23 protein-coding genes are annotated in these 25,309 nt (G+C 38.6%); 10 read left to right on the top strand and 13 right to left on the bottom strand.

Annotated elements, in window-relative coordinates:
• Positions 1 to 129: 129 nt before the first annotated feature.
• The 3 genes from ABE099_RS11775 to ABE099_RS11785 are packed head-to-tail and all read right to left on the bottom strand — an operon-like array spanning position 130 to position 3,152.
• Complete coding sequence (locus ABE099_RS11775) at positions 130 to 936, bottom strand: carbohydrate ABC transporter permease (RefSeq protein WP_430030793.1); 807 nt, start codon at positions 934 to 936, stop codon at positions 130 to 132.
• Entirely contained in the window at positions 933 to 1,808 is an 876-nt protein-coding gene (locus tag ABE099_RS11780) for a carbohydrate ABC transporter permease (RefSeq protein WP_430030796.1), read from the bottom strand. The genes ABE099_RS11775 and ABE099_RS11780 overlap by 4 nt, the downstream gene beginning before the upstream one ends.
• A 24-nt stretch (positions 1,809 to 1,832) precedes the next feature.
• Positions 1,833 to 3,152, bottom strand: coding sequence for an ABC transporter substrate-binding protein (locus ABE099_RS11785; RefSeq protein ID WP_430030799.1), 1,320 nt, complete (start codon positions 3,150 to 3,152; stop codon positions 1,833 to 1,835).
• 274 nt (positions 3,153 to 3,426) lie between these two features.
• Here ABE099_RS11785 and ABE099_RS11790 point away from each other — a divergent pair, with 274 nt between their 5' ends.
• A complete protein-coding gene (locus ABE099_RS11790) occupies positions 3,427 to 4,998 on the top strand; it encodes a response regulator transcription factor (RefSeq protein WP_430030802.1) in 1,572 nt (523 codons plus the stop codon).
• 42 nt (positions 4,999 to 5,040) lie between these two features.
• Positions 5,041 to 6,825, top strand: a complete 1,785-nt coding sequence (locus ABE099_RS11795) for a sensor histidine kinase (RefSeq protein WP_430030804.1) — start codon at positions 5,041 to 5,043, stop codon at positions 6,823 to 6,825.
• Positions 6,826 to 6,968: 143 nt separating this feature from the next.
• Here the strand turns inward: ABE099_RS11795 and ABE099_RS11800 are convergent, their stop codons facing one another.
• The 3 genes from ABE099_RS11800 to ABE099_RS11810 form a co-directional block, all read right to left on the bottom strand.
• A complete protein-coding gene (locus ABE099_RS11800; RefSeq protein WP_430030807.1) occupies positions 6,969 to 8,165 on the bottom strand; it encodes a GDSL-type esterase/lipase family protein in 1,197 nt (398 codons plus the stop codon).
• A gap of 139 nt (positions 8,166 to 8,304) precedes the next feature.
• Positions 8,305 to 9,135 carry a methyl-accepting chemotaxis protein gene (locus tag ABE099_RS11805; protein ID WP_430030810.1) on the bottom strand — a complete coding sequence of 277 codons (831 nt, stop codon included), beginning with the start codon at positions 9,133 to 9,135 and terminating at the stop codon, positions 8,305 to 8,307.
• Positions 9,136 to 9,249: 114 nt separating this feature from the next.
• Entirely contained in the window at positions 9,250 to 9,657 is a 408-nt protein-coding gene (locus tag ABE099_RS11810) for a MerR family transcriptional regulator (RefSeq protein ID WP_430030812.1), read from the bottom strand.
• Between the two features lie 370 nt (positions 9,658 to 10,027).
• Here ABE099_RS11810 and ABE099_RS11815 point away from each other — a divergent pair, with 370 nt between their 5' ends.
• Genes ABE099_RS11815 through ABE099_RS11825 form a run of 3 tightly spaced genes read left to right on the top strand, consistent with a single transcriptional unit; the run spans position 10,028 to position 11,522 of the window.
• The gene (locus ABE099_RS11815) at positions 10,028 to 10,501 is read left to right on the top strand and encodes a DUF2975 domain-containing protein (protein WP_430030815.1); all 474 of its coding nucleotides are present in this window, start codon (positions 10,028 to 10,030) and stop codon (positions 10,499 to 10,501) included.
• A 10-nt stretch (positions 10,502 to 10,511) separates the two neighbouring features.
• Positions 10,512 to 10,721 (top strand): helix-turn-helix domain-containing protein, encoded by a 210-nt coding sequence (locus ABE099_RS11820; protein ID WP_430030818.1) that lies wholly within the window; start codon positions 10,512 to 10,514, stop codon positions 10,719 to 10,721.
• A 30-nt stretch (positions 10,722 to 10,751) separates the two neighbouring features.
• A complete protein-coding gene (locus ABE099_RS11825; protein WP_430030821.1) occupies positions 10,752 to 11,522 on the top strand; it encodes a DUF817 domain-containing protein in 771 nt (256 codons plus the stop codon).
• 222 nt (positions 11,523 to 11,744) lie between these two features.
• Here the strand turns inward: ABE099_RS11825 and ABE099_RS11830 are convergent, their stop codons facing one another.
• Positions 11,745 to 13,427 carry a pectate lyase family protein gene (locus ABE099_RS11830; RefSeq protein ID WP_430030824.1) on the bottom strand — a complete coding sequence of 561 codons (1,683 nt, stop codon included), beginning with the start codon at positions 13,425 to 13,427 and terminating at the stop codon, positions 11,745 to 11,747.
• A 324-nt stretch (positions 13,428 to 13,751) separates the two neighbouring features.
• Here ABE099_RS11830 and ABE099_RS11835 point away from each other — a divergent pair, with 324 nt between their 5' ends.
• From ABE099_RS11835 to ABE099_RS11850, 4 genes are all read left to right on the top strand, one after another.
• Positions 13,752 to 13,991, top strand: a complete 240-nt coding sequence (locus tag ABE099_RS11835; RefSeq protein ID WP_430030827.1) for a ribbon-helix-helix protein, CopG family — start codon at positions 13,752 to 13,754, stop codon at positions 13,989 to 13,991.
• A 64-nt stretch (positions 13,992 to 14,055) separates the two neighbouring features.
• Positions 14,056 to 14,859 (top strand): alpha/beta fold hydrolase, encoded by an 804-nt coding sequence (locus ABE099_RS11840; RefSeq protein ID WP_430030830.1) that lies wholly within the window; start codon positions 14,056 to 14,058, stop codon positions 14,857 to 14,859.
• Between the two features lie 150 nt (positions 14,860 to 15,009).
• Entirely contained in the window at positions 15,010 to 16,494 is a 1,485-nt protein-coding gene (locus tag ABE099_RS11845) for an AlkA N-terminal domain-containing protein (protein WP_430030833.1), read from the top strand.
• A 14-nt stretch (positions 16,495 to 16,508) separates the two neighbouring features.
• Positions 16,509 to 17,135, top strand: coding sequence for a methylated-DNA--[protein]-cysteine S-methyltransferase (locus ABE099_RS11850; RefSeq protein ID WP_430030836.1), 627 nt, complete (start codon positions 16,509 to 16,511; stop codon positions 17,133 to 17,135).
• Between the two features lie 101 nt (positions 17,136 to 17,236).
• On the opposite strand, the gene ABE099_RS11855 is transcribed toward ABE099_RS11850, so the two are convergent.
• Positions 17,237 to 17,962, bottom strand: coding sequence for an SAM-dependent methyltransferase (locus ABE099_RS11855; RefSeq protein WP_430030839.1), 726 nt, complete (start codon positions 17,960 to 17,962; stop codon positions 17,237 to 17,239).
• Positions 17,963 to 18,053: 91 nt separating this feature from the next.
• Positions 18,054 to 19,949 (bottom strand): AraC family transcriptional regulator, encoded by a 1,896-nt coding sequence (locus ABE099_RS11860; protein ID WP_430030842.1) that lies wholly within the window; start codon positions 19,947 to 19,949, stop codon positions 18,054 to 18,056.
• A gap of 104 nt (positions 19,950 to 20,053) precedes the next feature.
• On the opposite strand from ABE099_RS11860, the gene ABE099_RS11865 reads away from it, so the two are divergent.
• Positions 20,054 to 20,362 (top strand): YHYH domain-containing protein, encoded by a 309-nt coding sequence (locus ABE099_RS11865; RefSeq protein ID WP_430030845.1) that lies wholly within the window; start codon positions 20,054 to 20,056, stop codon positions 20,360 to 20,362.
• 114 nt (positions 20,363 to 20,476) lie between these two features.
• Here the strand turns inward: ABE099_RS11865 and ABE099_RS11870 are convergent, their stop codons facing one another.
• The 4 genes from ABE099_RS11870 to ABE099_RS11885 form a co-directional block, all read right to left on the bottom strand.
• A complete protein-coding gene (locus ABE099_RS11870) occupies positions 20,477 to 21,949 on the bottom strand; it encodes an amidase family protein (protein ID WP_430030848.1) in 1,473 nt (490 codons plus the stop codon).
• Between the two features lie 218 nt (positions 21,950 to 22,167).
• A complete protein-coding gene (locus ABE099_RS11875) occupies positions 22,168 to 23,325 on the bottom strand; it encodes a cobalamin-independent methionine synthase II family protein (RefSeq protein WP_430030850.1) in 1,158 nt (385 codons plus the stop codon).
• Positions 23,326 to 23,586: 261 nt separating this feature from the next.
• Entirely contained in the window at positions 23,587 to 24,618 is a 1,032-nt protein-coding gene (locus ABE099_RS11880; RefSeq protein WP_430030853.1) for a LacI family DNA-binding transcriptional regulator, read from the bottom strand.
• Positions 24,619 to 25,052: 434 nt separating this feature from the next.
• Entirely contained in the window at positions 25,053 to 25,187 is a 135-nt protein-coding gene (locus tag ABE099_RS11885) for a hypothetical protein (protein ID WP_430030856.1), read from the bottom strand.
• Positions 25,188 to 25,309 lie beyond the last annotated feature (122 nt).

A 25,309-nucleotide genomic window follows, 5' to 3' on the forward strand; every position in this document is an offset into this window, starting at 1 on the left:
AGATTTCCACAATAAAATTATCGATAACTATGAAATCTGGTTTTAACAACGATCGGAAGAACTCTCTGTTTCGAGCCTTCCATCTCCATTGTTGACAACCACTAATTGTATTTAGATCCTAACGAGCCACTATTTAACCGAACCAATCATCCCCTGCACAAACTGCTTCTGTAGCAAGAAGAAGATTAATACTGTAGGAATGGTCGTAATTACAATCGCCACCATAATAATGCCGTAATCCGGATTATAGGACGAAGCCAAGCTTGACACGATCAGTGGCAAGGTTTTCTTTTCCTGCGATTGCAACGCAATCAACGGCCATAAGAAGTTATTCCAATGGTTCATGAAGGTTATAATCGCTGCTGCCGCATACGTTGGTTTCATCGTTGGCACATATACTCTAGTAAAGAGCTGAATTTCATTTAAGCCATCCACACGTCCTGCCTGCAATAGCTCACGTGGGAAGGACTTTGTATTTTGTAAAAAGAAAAAGATCATAAATGCAGTCGTCATCATCGGTAAAATAACAGCCGTTGGTGAGTTTAACAGCCCAAATTGACTAAACATCCGGAATAGCGGAATCATAATCGCTGCAAAAGGCATCATCATTGAGAGCATTAAAATCCCAAACAATCTATCCTTCGCACGACTACGGTAAATTTCAAAGCCATACCCTGCCATGGAGCTTAATAGTAAGGTCAAAATGGTACCAATCACCGCAATGATCGCTGAGTTCCAAAATGCGGAACCTAATGTTGTTGTATCTAGCAATTTCGTAATATTATCCTGCAACATACTGCCAAAGCTAAATTTACCTTTAACAATGTCTGAGGAAGTATTTGTCATACCAATCAGCATCCATAAAAATGGGAACAGGGAGATTATAGATACGATAATGAGGAAGACATGTATAGCTATATTCGATAGCTTTCTCATTTTTTCTCCCCTCCAATTTTAAGCTGAAGTAAAGCTAGAACAGCAACCATAATCACGATAGCATAAGACACTGTAGCGGCATAACCAAAATTAGGTGTATATACAAACGATAAGTTATAAATGTACTGAGAAATCGTCATTGTGGAGTTACCTGGGCCACCATTTGTAATATTGACAACCTCATCAAATAACTGCAATGTACCGTTCGTTGAAATAATTGCTGTAAACAAAATAATAGGTCTTAACATCGGTACAGTGATTTTGAAAAATTGCTTTGTTTTAGAAGCCCCATCAATTGAAGCTGCTTCGTATACACTTGGATCAATACTTTGCATAGCTGATAAATAAAAAATCATGTTATAGCCTGTCCAACGCCATGTAATTGCTGCGATAATGACTACTCTTGCCCATACTGGGTCCATGAGCCAAGCGATGGGCTCATGGATAAGGTGGGTTGAAACTAACATTTTATTCAGTATGCCATCTACTGCAAAAATACTTTTAAACAATACTGCATAAGATACGAGTGAAGTTACACAAGGTAAAAAGATTGCAGTACGGTAAAATCCTTTAAAACGAAGCTTCGGCAGGTTTAGGAAGTAAGCGATAATAAGTCCCAAAAACAACATGATTGGTACTTGGACTACTAAATAAAGCAACGTATTAAGGACAGCTTGCTTAAACATCGGATCAGAGAACAGGCGTGTATAGTTACTTAAACCTGAGTATTGATATACAACGCCTTTACCTGATTGAAACGACAACAGCAAAGACTGTACCATCGGATAAAAGCTAAATATGATAATGAGTAAGGAAGGCCATAATACGAATTGCCATCCAATCAGTGATGATTTGTTCCATTTGTTACGCATAATTCCACCTGCCTAACTTGTAGTTTATTGCACCTGTTGCTCAAACAGTTTTTGAATATTTTCTAAGCTTTTCGTAATATCCGCACCGTTCAAGATGTTAGGCAATTCATTTTTCAACGCGTCTTTTGCTTCTTGTGTGTACATGCCTAAAGAAATACCTGGAACTAATGTAGACCATTTTGTAAAGTCGCTATAAATTGCTTGTCCACCAAAGAACTCTGATTTTTGTCCATAAGCTTCACTTGTGAAAGCAGGCATATAAGAACCTACACCACCGTTTTCCTTCAAGAAGCGCTCATAAAACTCGCTGCTACCACCAATTGTTTTTGCAAGGAAATCCATTGCAGCTTCTTTATTTTTAGAGCCATCTAATACGAACCAGCTAGAACCACCTTCATTGGAAGCGTTAGCTGCGCCTTCAATATTTAATTTAGGGATTGGAGCCACTCTCCATTTACCACTTTGGTCTTTAGCATCCATAATTGAAGCAACTTGCCACACACCAGAAACAACTGTAGCTACATCACCTGCGTTAAAGCTACCTACAAACTCACTCCAGCCTGTAACTGGTTTAGCAATCCCAGAGTCAGCAATCGCTTTGTACACACGAAGTGTTTCTGCCATCACAGGGTTATTTACAAAGTTACCTTTGTTATCTGGCGTAATATACCATGAGCCACCAGATTGCAATAAGATTGACGTCAACGCTTCATCGTTAGGATTGATCGTTGCCATATATTTTCCTGTTTTTTCTTTTACAATTTTACCGATTTCAATGTACTTGTCCCAAGTAATGTTCTCCAAGTCCTCAGGTTGGAAGCCTGCTTGCTCTAAGTAATCAGAGCGATAAAACATTCCAGTTACACCGATATCAAACGGCACACCATAAATTTTGTTATCAATGCGAAGTGCATCTACTTTATAAGGTGAAAATTTAGTGAAATCGACTTTATCTGTAAAGTCAGCAAATGTATTTGGATAGGAATTTACATATTTTTGAATGTTAGGGTCATTAACTAAAATAATGTCTGGAAGACCATCCTTTACGCCAGAAGCAAGGTTTGTATTTAGCTTTTGCTCAAGGTCTGCTTTTGCCATCTCTACTACTTCTAATTCGAAGTCTGGATGTTCTTTTTTGTACAATTCCTCAGCAATTTTTAGTGCCGCACCGTTAAACGAAGGATCCCAAGCCCAAGCAACTACTTTTGTTTTTGCGCCTGATTCCGTTTTAGTGTCTTTTCCTGCCTCTTTATTCTCTGTCTTATTAGAGCTAGTGGAACCACAAGCTGCAAGTAATGAAGCTGTCAACGAAAGTAATAACAACATCGATAACCATTTTTTCAAAATACACAACCCCTTTTTTCTATAATTTGAAAACGCTTTATTTACTGGTTTGAATTTAATTTTAAATATAATTGCATTCTAAGTATAATAATTATTAGCTGAAAAATAGTAAAAATTTTAGCATTATGAAAACGCTTCTTTTAAAATTTTTAGCAATAATTTTGGATAATAGTATTATTTATTTATATCCTTTGTTGTTCTTGTCTACCCAATACCCTTCTGCGTAGGCATCGGTTATGATGAAGGTAATAATTAGAGGTAATGGGGTGAATCTATGACTACAGCAAGTACAACAACCTATCGAATTATGATCGTGGATGATGAGGTAATTTTACGATCGGGGATTGTTCATTTATGTAACTGGAGCGACTATGGCATTGAATTTGTTGCACAGGCAGCCAATGGACAAGAAGCGCTTGCATTAATTGAGGCGCATTCCCCACACGTGGTCATCACTGATATCGTTATGCCCGTCATGGATGGTGTCGAGCTAACTAAAAATATAAAAAAAATGTATCCTCACATTAAAATTGTGGTACTAAGCAGCTACAGTGAGTTTAACTATGTACGTGAAGTGTTCAAATATGGTGTAACCGATTATCTCCTAAAACCGAAGGTTTCTGCTGAGGAGCTGATCGCTTTAATCCAATCACTATGCAGTGATGTTGATCTACCGATGCTAAGTCATGAGCCAGCTAAATTTGATCGGTCACTAGTGTTAAGCCAATGGCTGAATCAGGATACAACGTTAGATCCAACCCTTGATGATGCTACAATTGAGGAGCTAAAGGCACAATTTCCATTCCCCCATTTTCATATGGTTAAGGCAAGCACAAATCTCATATTGATGCGGACAAGCTATAATCAAAGCCAAATGGAGCAAATTATACTCCAAAATGCCCAGACGTATTTATCTGAGCTACATTACACTGTTGTTTTTTTAAAAAATGAGATGCTAGTCCTGTCTAATTATGACTTGTCACAGGAGGAACATGTTAGATTGGCGATCTCCCAGTTCGCAATTGAAATTCAAAACACCTTCAACTATATTTCCTTTGTAAGCGCTCAACCTTTTCAGCAATTTGAAGAAATTTTGCCACAACATGAACGGCTTACACCGTATTTAGGCAAATTATTTTATTTTCCGGGTCAACCTATCGTGGACGAAGACAACATTTTATTAACAGGTGAAAAAGTTGATTTTGACTTAAATACGTTTACAACGATGTTACGTATGTTTGCAATGGACGATGCTTGTAAGATGCTAACCTCGTTTTTTGATGAAGTAAAGCAAGGACAAGCCTATGACGATTATAGCTTAAAGCGGATATGTCAAAACATTGTTTACACCGCAATTAGCACAATAGAGCAATACAAACGACTGGAGTCCGGAGGCACTTCCTCTAAGCTAAAGCAATTTAAGAGTATTGATTTAGCCCATGATATCGCTGAGCTAGAGCATGTTATGACGTTATTTATTACCGAATTGCAATCGGCAACCACCCAAGGAGATCAACAGCATTCCATTCTTCTCCACCAAATTTACGATTATGTTCAGCAAAATTACGCCAATGATATTTCGCTCACTGAGATGGCAAATCATTTGCATATGAACTACAGCTATTTGTCTTCTTACTTTAAGCAACGTACAGGTGAAAATTTAACGACCTATATTAATCGAATTCGTGTGGAGCAGGCTAAAAAGCTACTATTAGACTTAAATCTTTCTGTCTCTGAGGTTAGTGCGATGACGGGCTTTTCAGAGCATAATTACTTTTCAAAGGTATTTAAAAAACTTACAGGCTTTACGCCACTTGAATTTCGCAATCAAGCTTTACACTCATAAAGCTATCAAAACCATACGTACAATAGGGTGAGGGTGCATAAGATGCTTCGTAAAAATAGTATTTTCATTAAATTTGTAGCGTTGATGCTGTCAGGCATTATCGTCATTTCTACCCTGCTCGTTTTTGCATCCTCCACAATTTCAGAACGAATTTTGCTGCAACAAGTCATTAAAAGCGCCTCGGCGAACATGAATTTAGTCAAACATGATTTATTGCGCTATAACGATCAGGTCGTGAATACAATGCTACAAGTAAGCAGTAGCTCTGAATTCAAAAATTACATTACAAAGCCCGTTACTACCACGTTAGAGCATATTAATTTAGTGATTTCCTTAGGAAGATATATCGATTTATATAAAGATTACTTAAGTCCTGATAACTCCCATGTTATCGTTTCCTCACTTCCAGGCATGGGTGGACGGCACTACTCAAGCAATGCTTTAAAATGGGACAAAATCCCTCAAGATATCGTGTCTAAATATATGACGATTGAGGGCGAGATTCCTAACAAAATTTTGTATCACAGCAGTGATAACTTATTTAAAGAATCTGTGACGTATAAAAATTTCATTTTTGCAACTAAACCATTAATGGATAAAAACGGCTGGATGTACGGTTATGTTGCGGTTGTCATGAACGAGTTAAATATTTCCCAAAAATATAGTCCTTATATCTCTAACGGCACCCATATTTCACTTATTACACCAGAAGGCATCATTTTATCTAGTAGTAAAAAAGAGTTGATCGGCCAAAAAGACATTCCACTTTTAAATCTAGCTACTGAGACGAAGGAACAAGGTGGGGTAATGTCAGATGCATTACAAAAACAAACCTATATCTCTTATTTCTTACCTGAATTTAATGCTTATCTTGTGGAAGAAATTGATCAGCTTGTTGCCTTTTCGCCCTTGTATAATATTTCTTGGGAAATTTTCAAGGTAGTCAGTATTCTAGTTGTAATTAGTATGATTTTTGTATATTGGCTAAGTCGGCGGATTACTCATCCTCTTAATAAGCTAGTTAAAACGATGACCACCTCTAGTGGGAACAACCTTAAGCCACACCCTCTACAGGAAAGTGGTAGCTATGAAACTAATGTACTGACAAAAGCGTACAATTCACTTATTAAAGAAATTGATGAACATACGGAGCAGCTAGTACATGAGCAGCAGGAGCGGAGGAAAGCGGATTTAAACGCGTTACAAATGCAAATCAATCCTCACTTTTTATACAATACATTAAGCTCAATTAAGTATTTGGCTAAAATGCATCGTACAGAAGAGGTGGATCAAACGATAGATAGTTTAATCTCTATGCTACAAAGTACACTTGGCTCAACTGAAGATGTTGTCACCGTGATGACTGAGATTGAAACTTTAAAACATTATGTATTTATTAATCAAATTCGTTATGGCAATCAGATTAAGGTTCATTATGAAATTGGCGAAGGCTGTGAAGATTTGTTGATTCCGAAGCTCATTATACAGCCGTTTGTTGAAAATTCCTTTTTCCACGCCTTCCCTGGATCGGTTGGCGGTAATATTCATATTTTTATTACACAACTCAATGAAAAGCTACTTATCGAAATCATGGATGATGGCATTGGCATGTCACCAAATCAACAAAGTTCAAAGGAAAAGAAAAAATACCATTTATCTGGTATCGGTATTCAAAACGTACATGGACGTGTTCAGCTTTTATACGGACAAGAATATGGCGTGCAGATCGAAAGCGAGGAAGGTTACGGCACTGCGGTCAAGATTTTGTTGCCGATTATTCAGTCGGAATCAGAGTCAGAGGTTCACAGGGATCATAGAGAAAAATGATGTGACCCATTTCCCCATAGATGACCTTGATCGGGTTTCAGGCACGCCCTAACCTCCTATTCAGACTCCTAATCTCCGAAGATTCACGACTGAGTCTTCGGAGATCCCCATCTTTCAGAGTTTTATCTCAACTAGAAAAGTGATTAATCCCAACCTATGAGGTTCTGAATATGAGATGTTAGTTTATTTGCTGCTTTGCGATGTGTTGTTGTAGATGGATGCCAATCCGCACCAAAGCCATCTTCCGGCAACTGTACCTCAAATTTCATCGTAGTAACATTAGTATCCCCTGTTTCGTTACTATACGCGGCTACCGCTCTCTCTACATAAGGAAATAAACGATCTCCCATAATGCCTAACGTGCATAATATTTTGGCATGTGGGTTGTTGGCCCTAACTTGTTTTAGAAATAAGACATAATGCTGCTCATAGTCCGCTTGGCGTTCTGGATGATCCTTGGTATAAGAGTCATCGTTTGTGCCTAAATTAATAACAATCAGGTCAGGTGTAAATTCGCTGAAATTCCAAGGGATAGACAAAGGGTTCACTGTTTCATTCAATAGGCCCTCGGATTTAGCAAATTTATTATAATAGTCAGGCAAAATATGAGTAGTTAGCTTTTGATCATTTTCTGTATAACCTGAAATAATCCCATATCCACTATAACTGACCATACTGTAATCAGCGTTAAGCTTTTGTGCTGTCAGATAGGCAAATGCCTTCGTCACATCTTCCGTTCCTGTCGTAAAGGGACTTTCCGCATGACTTGCATCCACACCATACCCACATGTAATGGAATCACCAATAAATTCAATTTTGCGAGCTCGAGCTGGCGTTGCCTTAATCCCATCTACTGAATCCACTTTTATATCCGCTATACCGACGGTAGACATTGCCGCTTCAGACAACTTGATAACCCGAACAGTAACTTCTCTATCTTCAGATCCGCCTTCAGTTCTGACTTCAGTTCTGTCTTCAGTTCTGTCTTCAATTCTGTCTTCAGTTCGTTGTTCAATGCTATTCTGACGTTTATCCCCATATTGATCTTCTATCTCATTGGCATCGTTAGCAAAAATAGAATACGTTTTCATTTTTTCAGTAACAAGCTCATCTACAACTCGTTGACCGTTAACTTCAATCGCAATTCTAGCTTCATTAATACCACTTGTTGCAATCTGATCGCCAACAATCGTAATTTCCGCCCTTTTCCCGTAAAAAGAAAACTCAATGCCACTACCTGATAAAGCAAGCCATCGTATGTCATGGTGCATATGTGTCCGACCGATTAGTTTGACGTGTGGTGATAAAGGCTTATAACTGTGGAGTAAGCCTGATGACATGAAACATCCCTCTCATTCATATAATTTGATTTGATAGATTGTTTAACATAAGAATACCTCCAAAACAAAAAAAGCGCACCCTTCAATTAGATTACTCTAGTTGAAGGCTACACTTCTATCACAATTCCCCTAAATCTTCCTACACCTGATATGTAATCAAATTATCAGATACAACTTGGAGCTTCTCACTGCTTTGTTGCATTTGCTCAGTAATATCCATAAACAAGTTGACCATTTTAGTCTGCTCTTGAGATGCACTTACAATTTGGTCTAGTTCACGTTCAATCTGCGAAATGGACTCTTGCACATCCTTTAATGCGGCTGCAATATCAACCGTTGCCTTTTTAGATTCTACTGATAGCTTACGTACCTCTTGAGCAACAATACCAAAGCCTGCTCCTGCTTCACCAACACGAGCCGCCTCAATCGCTGCATTTAAACCAAGTAAATTCGTTTGTTCAGAAATCTCTTTAATAAATCCAGCGACTTCATTTACTTTTGCAGAATTTCGGACAGCATGTTGTGTATTTTGTAAAATCTGCTCGGTAGTTGCTTGTAGCTCCTGAGAATGAGCTGCAACTTGCTGAACCGTCTCTACTAACTGATTTGTATGCTCATAGTTATTAGAAATTACGTGATCTAGCTCGTCTTTAGCAGAAGCATTATAACTCACTGTAAGTGCAGCAACAACCTCATCATTGTCATCAAAGATTGGAATTGTGACCATATCCAAGGGTATACCATACATATCCTTTGGCAAATGCATCAAATTAGGTTCCCTACCATTTTTCAAGGCAGCAAAATTTTCGAATCCAGGGTCTAGACGAGCACCTGTTTTAAATCCCATCTTAATTCCAGACTCAAAATAACCCAAAATATGTGTGCGATCTAACACAGCGATCGTTACCTCTTCACGCATGATTGATTTAAAATAAGGGATTGCTTTAAGTAATGCATCAATAATTTCCAACAATCACATCCACCCTTCTCTATGTAGTTAAATTATTCCCTAAAATCTAGTATAAATGAATATGTGATATTTTGTCGAAAATAATCAGAAAATTTTCAGAAAATCAAAACTAGGCTATTCTGAGCTACTTTTATCCCCTTTTTCTACACGAAATGATTTAATATATTGATATATCTCATCCTCAGGGGTACCTAGCAATCGGACAAGTGCTTCCTTCATCGCTAGAAACTGCTTCACTTTTTCATCGATATCCGCAATTTTACCCAATACTCGTTCCTTGAGAATATCCGGTTTAATCTCATCCCCTAGTAGATGTAACACCTCTTGAATTTCTTTTAGGGGGTAACCTAACTGCTTAGTATCCTTTATAAATTTAATCTTCACTAAATAATCTTCAGTGTATAGACGGTACCCATTTTCTCCACGACTTGGTTTAGGTAAAATACCTTGCTCCTCATAGTAACGAATCGTTGCTGCAGATAATCCCGTCCGTTTAGCAAGCTGTCCTCTCGTCATTTTCATCTGTGTATCCGCCTCCCTTATCATCGCTATTATTTAAATAATTCACTCACTTCATAAGCAATATATTATAGGCTCTATCTTGAAAATCAATACTTGACCACTCACCCACACTAGCGAAGAGACAGAGAGATTCTGAAGGTTGTCTCTTAAAATTATCTTCCATCTACAATTATACTTCGATCAAAAGGAATATGATTTTAACAACAACCGCAAGAACTCTCTGGATCGTAGCTACCACCCTCCCGTTATTGTCAAGTGTTACATTTTTTGAATCGGCCCATATTTTATATATAATACAACAATAATTTATTGTAAAACGATAAAAACCATGATAAAGTTTTGATGAAAATGATTAAAAGAGGTGTTTTTTATGAAACGAGAAACCGTGTTTTTAAAGGTGATTGTTTTTCTACTTGCTTTACCTGTTTTTGCTTTATGTATTTGGATCGTCCCTCGTATAGGTAGTGACCTAGCTGAAGCCTATCCAGATTTTTGGGTTTATTTCCTGTTGGGATCAGCGTATGGATCAGCCCTTGTCTATTTCACTGCACTATATCAAGCTTTACGGCTGTTAAGCTATATAGACAAAAATAATGCCTTTTCTCATCAATCTGTTCGAGCTTTAAAGCTAATTCGAAATTATGCCTTTATTATAAGCATACTCTATTTAATTGCTTCCCCATTTTTGTATTTCATTGCTGATCAAGAGGATGCACCTGGAATTATCGCATTTGGATTGATCATAATTTTAGCCTCTACCACGATTGGCGTATTTGCTGCCGTACTAAAAACATTGTTAAAAAACGCAATCGATATGAAAGCAGAAAACGAATTAACGATTTGAGGTGATCGTCTTGGCTATTATTATTAATATTGACGTTATGCTAGCAAAACGAAAAATGAGTGTAACTGAATTAGCTGATCAGGTTGGCATAACAATATCCAATCTTTCTATTTTAAAAAATGGAAAAGCAAAAGCTATCCGAATCTCCACCTTAGAGGCTATCTGCAAAGCTTTAGACTGTCAGCCAGGGGATATTTTAGAATATCGCAAAGAGGAATAAGCTTGTCGAATAGGATAAAGGGGGCAAAATATGAACGCGATCAAGCAACTGTTTCGTTTTGGGATGGCTCAAGCTCTATCTTGCTTATTTCCTGTCGTTATTTTCAGCTCATTGGCATTGACTAAGTATGTCCCTCTTCCCTTTTTGCCTAGATATGATTGGCTGCTCATTATTTGTATACTGATGCAATGGTGGATGGTTCACGCTAAGCTGGAAACGATGGACGAATTAAAGGTTATTTCCCTATTTCATGTTATAGGGCTAGCACTAGAGCTATTTAAAGTACATATGGGATCATGGTCGTATCCAGAGGAAGGCTTCTTCAAGGTTGGGGGCGTTCCGTTGTACAGTGGCTTTATGTACGCAAGTGTGGCTAGCTATTTATGCCAAGCGTGGAGAAGGTTACACGTAGAGCTTGTTCACTGGCCTCCTTTAAGGATAGTTGTGCCTGTTGCTGCTCTTATTTATTTCAATTTTTTTACTCATCATTTCTGGATTGATGTGCGCTGGTGGTTATCTGTGCTCGTCATTATCGTTTTCTGGCGGTCTTCCGTGAATTATAAAGTAGGAGGCACACAATATCGTATGCCCCTTGTTTTTTCTTTTATATTAATTGGCTTCTTTATTTGGATTGCAGAAAATATCGCTACTTATTTTGCAGCATGGCAATACCCGAATCAAGCGACGGCGTGGAGCTTAGTTCATATTGGAAAGGTCAGCTCGTGGCTATTATTAGTTATAGTCAGCTTTCTCATTGTTGCTACATTAAAGCAGGTAAAGGAAACTAAAAAGTTAAGTTAGATTGGCTCAATCTTGAAATCAGTCCTTGACAGCTAACCCATACTAGCGAAGAGACAGAGAGATTCTTAAGGTTGTCTCTTAAAATTAAATTCCATCCATAAATATACTTCAATAATAGGAATATGATTTTAACAACAATCGTAAGAACTCTCTGGATCGTAGCTACCAGCCTCCTGTCGTTGTCATGTACTAATTTCTAAAGAGAGCCGTAGAATTCTATTTTTATTTTCCGCCAACAGAGACCAATGTCGTTTGGTAACTTCTTATTTTAGCCATCAATGCTTGATTTACATCATAAGAGGAATCATCTACTTCATTATTAAATTGCCATGTAAAATCACCATTGTTTAAACGGCCAGCTTGGGTAGTCACCACTTGCTCTACCTCATCTACAGGATGAATTGCAGCTACAGACACACCTGTATCCACGTTTGTATCAAAGTTGTTGTATGGTGTTCCCCCTTTTAAGGTGACGAACTCACTTGGGACAACCTCATTTCGAGTTCCAGCCAAATACGCATCAAAGGAAGTGGCATGTGGTTGTGCCGTGTCACTCTCCACATTTGCATAAATAAGGTTTGCCTCATCCACAATTTTATTGTCAAAAGCCTTAATCATGCCACCTTGCTCACCTGAAAACGTCCCTCTACCTGTCGCATCCGTTCCTTGCAGGGAGCTTAGCATCGGATATTTGGTATTTCTAAAATAGTTGGACTCTACAAATGCAGAGGCTCCTGTTGTTACACCAACACCATACTTTGAAACACCATCATAAAAGTTGTTGTAGACGTGCACAGAAGCTACTCTTATACGTGGATGACGGGAATCAGAGTGATCAAACCAGTTATGATGGAAGGTAACAAAAAATTCAGCACTTTCACTCAAGCCTACCAATGACGCTTTACCTGAATCCCAATAGTGATTATAGGATAGAGTAATATAGGAGGAGCCTTTTTTTAAATCTGTGGAGCCATCGCCTTTCGCTTGATCCGCATCGCTACCCGCGGAGCCGTAAAACAGATCGTTATGATGCACCCATACATTCGCATTGCCCGTATCCATTGAAATCCCATCATCAGGGAATAACATAAACCCGATATTTCTGACCTCAACATTACCTACATATCGAAGCAACATCCCCCATCTATAAGCGTAGGCATCATCCCCGACCCCCTCAATGGTTGTATTCATCTCTGAATAGCTGGATTTTCCCTTTAGCTCAAGATAACCACTGCTGTTAAGCTGTCCCTGCATATCCTGTGCTGTAATTTGGCCGATAAGTCTAATCGCAAGTGGCGTTTTATCATAACCTTTTTGTCTTAGCTTTAAAATTTCTCCGAGCCCTACGCCAGTCTGTATTTTACCTTTGTTATTTACGATGACATCCAGTGTGACCGTCTGTGCAGTCTGAGCCGTGATATAAAGCACTTGCGCATCCTGCTTCAAGGTTCCATCTTCATTGTAAGCACCAGAGCCTGTCTGATAGGGAGAGTCAGATGAAAAGGAAAATCCAGAGCGATCATGTGCGACGACCGAAATTGGATTGGAAATAGCACTTTCTACCGAGTCATTTGCTAATCTAGCTTCTACTTTCAAAACATAGTCTCCAGCGGAAAGACCAACTGCATCAGCTCTCCAATAGGAGGGATATTTTCTGATCAATTCATTATCTATTTGGCGATAAGCCCCCTCTGACTGTCCTACACCTTTTACATATACCGCGTATTCTTCAGCATTACTAACAGGTAGCCACTTAACGTAAGCGGTTTCATTCCAACCCGCTTCAGAAACAATCGTGAGTCCAGCCGCCAAAGCTGATGAGGGTTGCAGCACACCTACGAATAATGTGATTACTAGAGGGAGCATGAGGAGCATGCTGATCCTCTTTATTATTTTCTTCTTCATTTTAGTCCTCCTAAATTTTTTTAGTAGTATACTTTAAATTCAAATTCGTTAAATTTTGTTTAGTAAATAATATAACTCCTTCCTTACAATTTTTATTATATTATTAATGTATTTTCTAAAATATAACATACACTTCAAATTATTTCCTGTATTTATTTTACTAAAAATACCTATAAATTAATTTATTAACAATGTATAAAGCACTATTTTTTTAATGAACGATGTCTTTTCATTAGAATAAGCATTATTATTTTTTATTTTGAATAGGGTAGCAAAATTTGACTGTATTTTCCTTGTATGAAATGATGGGATTGGGTGATCGAGATGGATGAGCAAAACATTAAATTAATACATCAATTAACAGATCAGACTAAAGAAAAAAGAGGTGGCGCTCGAAATGGAGCGGGACGAAAGCCGATTGGGATAACACGAAAAATTTCTTTAACGTTACCGCAATCGTGTTGGGAAGAAATTGACCGACTTTGTAAACGGGGTGACTATTCCATTTCTGAAATTATAAGATCCATTATTGAAGACCAGCTTCATAATGCTGATCAATTGTAATAGAGATAGAAAAAATGAAATTATATTACTTGATAAATAGTGATGAATTACAGGAGGTACCACAATGGAGCAGGGTTATATCGATGTGCAAGATGGCAAGCTTTTTTTCACTCATTCAGGGAATGGCGATCCTATTATTTTTATCCATGGTAATTTTAACGATCACCATATTTGGGATGAACAAATTGATTTCTTTTCCCCACACTACCGTACAATTCGGTTTGATTTAAGAGGATATGGAATGTCTAGCACCCCAGAACATCCTTTTACATACGTTGAAGATTTAAAGAAATTAGTGGACATGCTTCAGCTTACTAATATTACTTTAGTAGGTTCCTCTATGGGCGGCGGTATCGCACTTGATTTTACATTAACATACCCTCATCTTGTACGATCACTTGTCTTGGTTGCACCTACGATTAGTGGCGCTTTCTACCCGCTTAGCATCAGCTTTCATGGCATCAAAAATTACATGAATACCACCTTTAAAGGTAGCACCAAAGCGATCGAGACATTTATACGAAATCCATTTTGGCACTATATTTTCCCCGCTCCTACGAAGGAAGAAGCACGAAAAAAAGTGATGACTAATGTAAAAAACCCGAATAATTTTTGTCGATTTCCGCCTAAGCTGATTACTGAAACTAAGCCATCTGCGATTCATCGCCTACATGAAATTAGAATCCCAACTCAAATTATAATCGGTGATGGGGATCATACGTTTAACAAAAAGAATGCTGCCCTTTTGAGTAATCAGTTAAATGTGGCTACTAAAATTGAGATGACAGGTTGTGGGCATCTGCCTTTTGTTGAGGAACCACAACAATTTAATTCCCTCATTTTTAGCTTCCTGAGTCAGCTATCCTAAACTTAAAATGATCCAACAACCATATCAACTTAATCCACTCCATTTTGATCTTAAATATGATGTCCGAAAACCGCTAGTTTAAAATATAAAACATGATATACTAACAAACTACAAAGGTTCCTTTTTATATTTATCAAATGGAGTGATGGCATGGAAACGAAGATACCACAACCGACTCTTAACAATAAAATGTATTATCAAGCTTTTATCGCTCATGATCCTCGCTTTGATGGACGAATTTATATGGGTGTATCCTCTACTGGCATTTATTGTCGCCCTGTATGTCGTGTAAAAAAACCGAAGGAGCAAAATTGCACCTTCTATCCAAGTGCAGCGGCAGCAGAAGTTGCTGGGTTCAGACCATGCCTTCGGTGCAGACCTGAATTAGCACCAGGGTTTGCCCCCATTGATGCTAGCGTCCAGCTCTCTCAAAGAGCCAAGCATCTCATTGAAGACGAAGGTTTTTATGGAGGGAGCTTAGCAGGCATTGCAGAGCAATTAAATATTACGGATAGGCACCTAAGACGTGCCTTTGCTTTAGAATTTGGGGTTTCTCCCGTGCAATATTTGCAAACCTATCGACTTTTATTGGCTAAAACCTTACTGACGGATACCCATCTGCCCATTACAGATGTAGCGTTTACGGCAGGGTTTGGAAGTGTACGACGTTTTAATGAGGTATTTAAAGAACATTATCGCCTGTCCCCCTCCCTATTAAGAAAAGAACAGCAACAAGATGATGTTCCTCTAAATCAGGAGAGCATTACACTTTTACTTGGCTATCGTCCACCTTATTTATGGAGCAACATTCTTCATTTCCTCGCTAGTCGAGCGATAAGTGGCGTTGAGGTTGTAGCTGAGCAAGCTTACTCTCGAACCGTCGTTATTTCTCATAGTCAACAGCTTTATCGGGGGTGGATCTCCGTTAGACAGCTTGAACATAAAAATTCGCTAGCAGTCACAGTGTCAGGCTCATTGTTGCCCGTGTTGTCTAAAGTGCTGGCAAGAGTTAAGCATTTATTTGACCTTTATTGTGATCCTGTAGAAGTTTATGAACAGCTTAAAAGTATGAATGACATTAAATCAGGGATGTGTGTACTAGGGACAAGGCTCCCAGGTTGTTTTGATCCTTTTGAGATGGCTGTTCGCGCGATTCTTGGACAACAAATCACGGTCAAAGCAGCACAAACGTTAGCTAATCGCATCGTTGCCACCTATGGGACATTTGCCTCCACGCCCATCCCCAGCTTAACGCATTATTTTCCAACACCTGAAGAAATCTGTAGCCTAGAACCTCCGATTGAAAATCATTTAGGTGTTCTTGGTGTAACGGGGGCGCGTGCAAGATCTATTTTAGCTTTAGCGACTGCTATTATGCAGGGTGAAATTGATTTGTCTCGCAACAGTGATCCTGAAGTGCAAATGAAACGATTACTACAGCTCCCAGGGTTTGGCCCTTGGACCGTACAATATGTTTCAATGCGAGCATTAGGTTGGCCTGACGCATTTCCGCATACAGATTATGGGGTTAAAAAGGCACTTGAGCCTTACACTTCAAAGGAGATTTTGAATCTTGCGGAGCAGTGGCGACCTTGGCGATCTTATGCGACGATTAACTTATGGAATTCATTATGAAGGGGGATAAAATGATGAATAATACTCAAGCGCAGGCAAACCAAGCTAACCAACCTGACCAAGTTCAATATGTAAAAGAATATCGTTCCCCCATCGGAATGTTCACGTTAGCCAGTGACGGTGAGCATTTGACTGGATTATGGCTAAAGGGGCAGAAATACTTTGGAGCTACACTAACGAATGATGAAATCGATAAAAAAGGTGAAGCAGGCGAAAGCGATGAACTAGGTGATTCAGCGAACAACCTCCCGTTATTTCACCTCGTTGAGCAATGGCTCGATGCCTATTTCCAAGGGAGACAGCCTGAACTATCCTTGCCTTTAGCGCCAAAAGGTAGCCCGTTTCGACAAGACGTATGGGATATTTTAAGCCAAATTCCTTATGGCGAGGTTATAACCTATGGTGACATTGCAAAAAAAATGGCGAAAAAACTAGGGAAAGACACAATGTCTGCGCAAGCAATTGGTGGTGCAGTGGGGCATAATCCGATTTCCATCATTATTCCTTGTCATCGTGTCGTTGGGGCAAATGGAAGCCTTACTGGATACGCGGGTGGGATTGAAAATAAAATTAAATTGTTGGAATTAGAGCAGGTAGACCTAACCCCTTTTTCCATACCTACTAAAGGAAGTGCGCTTTAGCAAGTAAAGTTCACACCCTGCCTACCTCACTCGACCCCTTTATAGTAATACAACCACCCTAATTTCATTACAATCAGGGTGGTTAATGTTTAGCAGATTATTTAAGTTAATTCGCTTTTTTTCACAATAATAGAGATAAAGTTAATATATTGATTTAATCCATTGTTAAAAAACTGCTGATCTCGTATGGCATACTCATGCTTTGTATCAAACCAATCCTGCCACGCCTCTTCAAAGGTATTCATCTCTTCAATTTGCACCAATTCCGTGCCATCACTGTGTCCAATTAGCCGCTTCCATTGGTTCACAGTTAGGAAACTGCTAATTTCCTCTCCACACCATTCCTTCATTAGTTCAGGCTCTTGACCCTCAAATTGCTGCTTCATCCCTGGTATTGCAATAAGTGCATATCCCCCTGGTTTAAGTAGACTCATTATTTTTTGTTCAAAAAAACCCTCCGCAGTTCCAAAGTAATGATAGGCATCTATGCACACTAAGAGATCAAAATATTCATTAGCAAATGGGAGATCATGTACATCTGCATGAATGGGAATAATATTATCTGCCAAGCCCCATCCTTTAAATCGCTTATAATTATCACTTGCAGAAATCCATAAATCTATAGCAAACACAGTTGCTGCCTGCTCCTTAGCAAAATAGAGAGAATTTAACCCGTGCCCACATCCTAAATCCAATATACGTAATCCCTTTTTACCCATATCCAAATTAGTTAATAGCTCTTCTAACAGCATAAGCGTGTTGGGACCCATCATATTAAGATCCTTTTTGCTTATATCATAGTAGAACTGACTTAATATATTACTCATGGCTTACTCCTTTCCATAATTCAGCCCTGCAGCACAAAACAACCCTGATCTCTTAGATCAGAGTTGTTAGCTAACCATATTTGCTTTATTTTTATTTTTTCTCAACTAACAAGTTATAAATAATATCCAACTGCTTATCAACCGAAATTGGATCACTAGGTAAAAATTGATTGAAATCTATGTTGTAGACGTTACCTGCTTGCCCTGCTGGTGTATTACGAATTAACTTTTCTACCTTCTTCATGTTTTCCTCTGCGCCTTCATTTACAGCTAAAAGTAAATGATCACCAATGAATTCTGGGATGACTTCGGCCGATATTTCCCATGTTTCTCCATTGATCACATCGCTTTGAATCTTTTCTGTTGGCTTTAAGCCAAGATACTTATAAATAATGTTGCCACCCATATTTGTATCCCCATAAATAAAAATGTTACCTGGTCGTACATTTAAAATGGAGAAGGTTTCATTTACGCCAATAAGTGGGTTAATCTGTGTTTTGTACTTTTCTATTTTCGCTGTAAATTCCTTATTCCACCTTGCAGCTTCCTCTTGCTTGCCGAGAATGTCCCCAAACATTGCAACATCCTTTATCGGATCATTATATTGTTCGACTACAATCGTAGGAGCAATTTGACTTAATGCTTCATAACCCCCTTCAACCGCCTCCGCAAATGGTGCTGTCGTGACGATAAGGTCTGGCTCTAATGAAACAATTTTTTCTAAGTCTGGTGGCACACCTACGTCTGTAATATCGGAGATATCATCTAACATCGGGTTGTCCAAAATATAAGTGGTTGTACCTACTGGCTTAACCCCTAACGTCATCAGCTCCCCTAAATGAAACAAACTGACGACACGTTGTGGCTTTACAGGAATTGTAGCTGTTCCCTTCAAATGCTTATACTCGCGCATTTCTGCATTCTGTTTATTTGATGAAGCATCTGCTGTTGTTTTAGTATCAGCATTTGTTGGTACTTTTGCTTGTGGTGATGTGCTCACATTTCCTGTACTACTATTTTGGCATGCACTCAGTATTAAAAATGTACATAACAACATCATTACACTTAGCGTTGGTCTTGAAAATCTAAACATCGATGTGTCCCCTTCCTCATCCCATTGATAATAAGTCTCATTCTCATTATGGGAATTCGGTCTTTTGGAAACAATAGACGATTTTAACAGCTCTAATGGATTATACTGAACCAGTTGGCCATGTAGGTCACGAAATTGAATGGGTGAGTAGCCTGTGTGCTTTTTAAATAAGCGACTAAAATAATAAACATCACTATACCCTACACGATTAGCGATTTCCCCTAAACGAGCGTCCGTTTTTATCAAAAGCTGCTTTGCTTTATGAATGCGCATATGAATTAAATATTCTATAGGACCTACACCAAGCTGATTTTTAAATAAACGTGCCAAATAGCTTGTACTACAATTATAAATTCCAGCTAAACGCTCAGCGGTAATTGGCTCCTGATAATGGGCTTGCATATAATGAATAGCTTCGGTTACGATGTCCAGTCTATTATTTTGTGAAAGGCTTACCCGAATTTGACGGAATATCTCATGTACAAATGAAAGAAACAATGCTTGAGCCTCTAGCCTATCCAATGGATCATGTTGCTGCCATAGATGATGCATCGTATTACACTTTTCCAATAATAGCAAGGGAATAGTAGGATTAAACGCATAACTTACTTGAAGATCATCTCGCTCCTCTAACTCAGTGTATTCACTATGAATAGATTTATATAAAATAACATAACTAGTACAGGAAGGGCCTGTTGGTACTTTTATTTGTACCTTTTCGCCTTGTATGCCATGAACAATATGAGTTGCTTCTCCATCCACAGAAACCATGAAAAAACTTGTTGGTGCTACAAAATAGGCTGGGAGTGTGCCATCCTCTATACGATACTGCTTCATATCTATCAATCTAACAGCAGCGCTACTCCATTGTTGGATATGAGCCTCCCAGTTCATATGTATTCCCCCCTCTAATTTAACTTTTATTTTGATAACCTACTTTCTCCCATTTCCAATATCTGATAAGCTTAACATATATTCTAAATTGGAGGAGAAAACCTGTGAAAAAGCGAATTTTCTTGCCACTTTTTATGTCTTGTCTTCTTTTACTAGTACCTACACTTACTTCAGCGCACCCAGGTAGAACAGATGCTAGCGGTGGACATACATGTAGAACAAACTGTTCTAGATGGGGATTAGAAACAGGAGAATATCATTACCACAATAGTGGAACAAAATCAGCAAAAAAGACAACAACATCTAAGTCTCAGAAATCACAAAAATCAAAGAAAGTAAATAAAAAGCAAACTAAAAAAAGTCCAAAATCTACAAAAACAGTGAAAGCAAAAACGACAAAGGCCAAAAAATAGGTTGCTTTCGAGTTACATACTCTAATGTTCAATTAATAATTTTATTACACCATGACTTAGCAAAAAAAGCGACCCTGGGGTCGCCTTTTTAGATTTTAGAAAAGTTATAAAACTTTATCCCATTTTAGGTGGAATCCGATGTTTCGTTGCTTGCTCAAACCCATACGCAATTTTAATTAATGTGGGTTCACTAAATGCAGTCCCTACAAATGTAATACCTTGAGGTCCTTTTGTAGTGTAACCTCCAGGAGCAATCATTCCACTTGAGACGTACCCACCAGGAACTGTAATGATAGGGTAACCCGCCCTTGCTGCTAAATCAGATCCTTCATCCCCTAAGAACATCAATGCATCTAGCTCGTATGAATTCAACGCATGATCAATTCCTTGTGTCCTCGACATCTCTATACTTTTGTTTAGGCTATCGATATATTCTTTTTCTGTTAACGTGCCACTTGTTTCATTTGACCATATCAATGTACCTTGCCCATATTTTAACGCTACTTCTGCATGTTTTTCATTATATGCAATGACTTCTTCCAAGGAATGCACGGGTACACCTTCTGGCAGCCTTGCTAGATAAGAATTAAGATCGCTTTTAAATTCATATCGCAACACATCCCAGTCCCACTGAGCTTTTTCACATGGCATAGAAACGGGATCTATTATTGTAGCACCTGCTTTTTTGAGTACCTGAATTGCCTCTTCAACTATATTAGCTCTTGCCTCATCCAAATCTTGATAATAATATCTAGGAATCCCGATTCTAGCCTGTTTTAAAGATTGTACATCCAATAATTCATGATAGTTATCAAAAGATTTTTTCACTGATTGTGAAAAATGAGGATTTTGCTTAGTCTCCTCCAGTAAGACACTTAATAAGATGGCGGTATCTTTTACTGTTTTTGTCATAGGTCCAGCTGAGTCTTGGCTATGTGCAAGCGGAATAATTCCATCTTGACTGATCAAACCTACCGTTGGCTTAACACCCACTATGTTATTTTGGCTTGCAGGGCTAATAATCGACCCGGATGTTTCCGTTCCAATTGCCGCTGCTGCAAAATTAGCTGCTACTGCTACTGCAGGTCCTGAACTAGAGCCACCCACAAACAGCTCCCCAGGTCCATAAGGATTAAGAACTAAGCCACCTCTAGAACTATAACCTGCCCACATTTCATTAGACATAAAGTTCGCCCATTCTGTCATATTCGCCTTTCCAAGCAAAACAGCACCCGCTGCACGTAATTTAGAAGCAACGACTGAGTCTTCAGGGGCAATTGAATCCTTCAAAGCGATTGAACCTGCACTGGTATGCATTTTATCATGAGTATCAATATTATCCTTAAGTAAAATAGGAATCCCATGTAAGAGACCTCGACTTCCCTTTTCTTCCCTCTCCTTATCTAAATTGATAGCGATTTCAATCGCCTCAGGATTTATTTCTAGCACAGCATTTAATTCCATATTATATTTATTAATTCGTTCTAAGTAGGCTCTAACAATATCCTCTGAGCGAACATCTCCCGACTCCATCGCTAGCTGCATACTACTTATATCCGCTTCAATAATCCATTTCTCAATACTCATTCATCATTCACCTCATAAAGTAGTCGACCATAATGGAATTTATCCATTTATAAACTATAATAGCGTAGATTTCAAAGTTAATTACGGTAGAAATAAGCTATAATCGTTTTTTACATTAAATACTAGAATTACGGTATCTCCAACAAAAAAAGAAACCCAAGTTAGTCTATAACCTAGGTTTCTCGCCATACAGCTCATTTATAGTATACAGTAGTAACTTAACTCCAATATTGCTTCGCAATTTTTTGTCCTTGATTAATTTTAGCCCATTGCTCTGCTTCAGTTAGTTCATTGCCACCGTCGCAGGAAGCAAAACCACATTGATGAGACAGCAACAAACGATCCTTATCAATAATCGTAGACGCTTCATCCAGTAAGCGAAGCACACGTTCTTCATCATCCAACGTATTTGTTTTAGAGGACAACAAGCCAAGTACGATTTCGGTGTTTGGCTTATCCTTAAATACTTCAAGTGCCTCTAGCGAACCTGCACGCTCATCATCCCACTCTAGGAAAAAGCGGTCATATTTAAGCTGCTTCAAAAATAAATTCGCAATCTTCGCATAAGAGCCACCGCCCATATTACGGGAGTCATAGTTACCACGACAGTTGTGTGTCCACATTTTTAGCCCTAAGCTATGTCCAAAATCAATCACTTGATTGTTAATATCGATAAATTCCGTTGCAAGTGCTTGGACTTCCTCTTGGTTGATATTTTCACCGGTATACGGGGAATTTGGATTATCATCTGCAAATAGCTCCCATAAGCAGTCATCAAACTGTAGGATCTTCCCGCCAGCCTCTGCAAACTCCGCTACAAACTCCTTATATGCCTTCACTAAGCCTGCTTTAAGCTCTTGTGTAGTTTTGTATACGGAATCTGTACCTCCGATATTATCGGACCAAGACAATTCGCCAAAAATATGTGATGGAGATGGCACACATAATTTCGTTTCGTGCTCTCCCGCAGCTTCCTGTAATTGTTTAAATACTTTAATAAAATGATGGTTATTTCCACCTAATTCTCCTGTAATACGAAGCCCGATATCTTTACGAGTTTCATATTTAGAGCTACCATCGATATCTCTGAAGAAATAGCCGTGATCAGCAATATAACGTTCTACACCTTGAAAGCCCCAAACAAAATCCAAATGCCACATCGATTTGGAATGCTCTCCATCTGTAATAATGGACAAATCATGCTCAATCTCTTTTTTCACAACATCCTGAATAGAATGTGCCTCACATTGCTGATACCCTTCAAAATCTTGATAAAATGGATATTTAATATCATCCCGATGCTCAATTTGGGTTTTATATTTTAATAGCTCAGATGGTCTAAGCAAGCTACCTACGATTTGAAATTTATGACTCATTTAAAAAACCTCCCCCAATTTTCCTGTTGCTGCTTCAACATGGTTTGATTGTAGCATGGGAGAGGACACATACCGTAACACGCAAAAGGTATACCTAGTTATAGTTAGAAGCTATAGCTAGATTATAAGATATCAATACTATTCCTTATTTAATTCAAACGGTTTATATTAAATTCCCTTTAATTTGATGAAATGGGTTTCACCAAGGACATATACGGACTTAATTTCGCCAATTTTACCTACTTCACCAATTTCACTTACTCAGACACTCGGTACGGCTCCTGTACTTTGACGGATAACTAGCTTAGGCTCTAGCACTGTCTGCCTTCTAGGCGTTTTTTTATTAATTAAGTCATGCAATACACGCACACCTAGATTCCCTAAATCGTATGTGTTTTGTGAAATGGTGGTTAGTTCAGGGATCACTGCACTAGCGAGAGGGGTATCATCAAACCCAACAATTGAAATATCTTGAGGAATACGTAATCCCTGCTCAACTGCCGCTTTAATCGCCCCTGTTGCGGTATTATCATTAACACAAATAACAGCAGTAGGTGGATTGTCCACCGCTAACATCTCTTTCATTGAACGCTTGCCATCTTCGATCGAAAAGCTACCTAAGCATTGACGATCTGGTGGGAGATCAAGCCCATATTCCTGTAATTTTTTTTGCAAAGACCTTACCTTTACCATCGTTGTCGAAGTGTCAGGTGATCCGCCTAAAAAACCGAACTCCCGATGTCCTAATGCTAATAAATGCTCTGCTGCAAGAACAGCTCCAGCTCCTTCATCTGTATAGACACGATGGAAGCTACCTTTTGCTATATTGCCATTCACTAAAACGATCGGTAAGTGCTTGCCCACATCTATAATTTCCTGTGCCATTTGTTGTGGACAGCTCTTCAGGTTAATGCGACCACCCAAAAATATAATGCCATCCACCCTCTTCTCCCGCAAAATAGAAAGGTATTCAGATTCACGATTTGAATTACCAGCCGTATTACAGAGGAACAACGTGTAGCCAAACTCCCTTGCTGCATTTTCCGCCCCCCAAAATACTTCAGGGAAAAATGGGTTCGTAATATCAGGCAATATAATAGCAATCGTGCCCGTTTCCTTCTTAATCAAGCTTCTCGCTTGTGCATTGGGTTGAAATTGATGCTTCTCAATAATCGACATAATCCGTTCCCTTGTACTCGCACGTACTGGAGCCGTGTCATTTAATACTCGGGAAACTGTAGATACAGATACGTTTGCCTCTTTGGCAATATCATATATAGTAACTTGCGTCATCTAAGTACCTCTCTTTTCCTCTCTTTTTCTGCCTTGTTCTGCTTATCATACCAGATAAGGAATCACAATGAAATCGGCTTCATAACAGAAAATGCATTGAAATTTTGCTTGTCCCATGACCCAAAAAAAGACGGTTAGAGTCTACATATCATTCTAATCCGTCAAATATATATCGTATTAAATTAGTATAAACTTTATAGAAATTAGAAATACGGTGTTAAGCATTTTCATCGTTACGTTCATTGACCAACAAAGAGGTGCATACTAAGGATAGGAGTATCATTAACATTAATCCAATGAGGGCAAGAGGACCGGATAAACTCAAAGAAGATAGTATATAGTGAAATATTTTAATTAAACCACAAAAAACAAGTACAGTAACGATTACCTTTTTAATCCCCTTTTTAATGTGAATCACCTTGCTTTCTAAATAGCTATAAGCTGAAATCGGTATCCCCTTTTTTGTCTCCATATTTTAAAGTGTAAGTTTTGTCCGTTTTGTCCGAATCATACGGCATTGTCGCTATTTTTAGACGGGTATAACGTTGATTGCCACTTTCGCTTTTCATCGGATATTGTACAACCAACCAAAAGGATTTGCCCATCTCCCATCACCATCCTTACAAGTTCATGGTTTAATTTGATAGCTTTAGGTTTATTTTAACATATTATAGCCAACTTCATTGTAGAG

The organism is Paenibacillus turicensis, from assembly GCF_050461185.1.
GTDB classification, from domain to species: Bacteria; Bacillota; Bacilli; order Paenibacillales; family Paenibacillaceae; genus Fontibacillus; species Fontibacillus turicensis_A.

Excerpts from the sequence above, each read along its gene's own strand:
- ABE099_RS11880 (WP_430030853.1), bottom strand. The coding sequence starts at position 24,618 with ATGACGCAAGTTACTATATATGATATTGCCAAAGAGGCAAACGTATCT.
- ABE099_RS11795 (WP_430030804.1), top strand. The coding sequence starts at position 5,041 with ATGCTTCGTAAAAATAGTATTTTCATTAAATTTGTAGCGTTGATGCTG.
- ABE099_RS11780 (WP_430030796.1), bottom strand. The coding sequence starts at position 1,808 with ATGCGTAACAAATGGAACAAATCATCACTGATTGGATGGCAATTCGTA.
- ABE099_RS11790 (WP_430030802.1), top strand. The coding sequence starts at position 3,427 with ATGACTACAGCAAGTACAACAACCTATCGAATTATGATCGTGGATGAT.
- ABE099_RS11775 (WP_430030793.1), bottom strand. The coding sequence starts at position 936 with ATGAGAAAGCTATCGAATATAGCTATACATGTCTTCCTCATTATCGTA.
- ABE099_RS11875 (WP_430030850.1), bottom strand. The coding sequence starts at position 23,325 with ATGAGTCATAAATTTCAAATCGTAGGTAGCTTGCTTAGACCATCTGAG.
- ABE099_RS11800 (WP_430030807.1), bottom strand. The coding sequence starts at position 8,165 with ATGTCATCAGGCTTACTCCACAGTTATAAGCCTTTATCACCACACGTC.
- ABE099_RS11870 (WP_430030848.1), bottom strand. The coding sequence starts at position 21,949 with ATGAGTATTGAGAAATGGATTATTGAAGCGGATATAAGTAGTATGCAG.
- ABE099_RS11850 (WP_430030836.1), top strand. The coding sequence starts at position 16,509 with ATGAATAATACTCAAGCGCAGGCAAACCAAGCTAACCAACCTGACCAA.
- ABE099_RS11845 (WP_430030833.1), top strand. The coding sequence starts at position 15,010 with ATGGAAACGAAGATACCACAACCGACTCTTAACAATAAAATGTATTAT.
- ABE099_RS11815 (WP_430030815.1), top strand. The coding sequence starts at position 10,028 with ATGAAACGAGAAACCGTGTTTTTAAAGGTGATTGTTTTTCTACTTGCT.
- ABE099_RS11830 (WP_430030824.1), bottom strand. The coding sequence starts at position 13,427 with ATGAAGAAGAAAATAATAAAGAGGATCAGCATGCTCCTCATGCTCCCT.
- ABE099_RS11825 (WP_430030821.1), top strand. The coding sequence starts at position 10,752 with ATGAACGCGATCAAGCAACTGTTTCGTTTTGGGATGGCTCAAGCTCTA.
- ABE099_RS11810 (WP_430030812.1), bottom strand. The coding sequence starts at position 9,657 with ATGAAAATGACGAGAGGACAGCTTGCTAAACGGACGGGATTATCTGCA.
- ABE099_RS11885 (WP_430030856.1), bottom strand. The coding sequence starts at position 25,187 with ATGAAAAGCGAAAGTGGCAATCAACGTTATACCCGTCTAAAAATAGCG.
- ABE099_RS11835 (WP_430030827.1), top strand. The coding sequence starts at position 13,752 with ATGGATGAGCAAAACATTAAATTAATACATCAATTAACAGATCAGACT.
- ABE099_RS11840 (WP_430030830.1), top strand. The coding sequence starts at position 14,056 with ATGGAGCAGGGTTATATCGATGTGCAAGATGGCAAGCTTTTTTTCACT.
- ABE099_RS11855 (WP_430030839.1), bottom strand. The coding sequence starts at position 17,962 with ATGAGTAATATATTAAGTCAGTTCTACTATGATATAAGCAAAAAGGAT.
- ABE099_RS11860 (WP_430030842.1), bottom strand. The coding sequence starts at position 19,949 with ATGAACTGGGAGGCTCATATCCAACAATGGAGTAGCGCTGCTGTTAGA.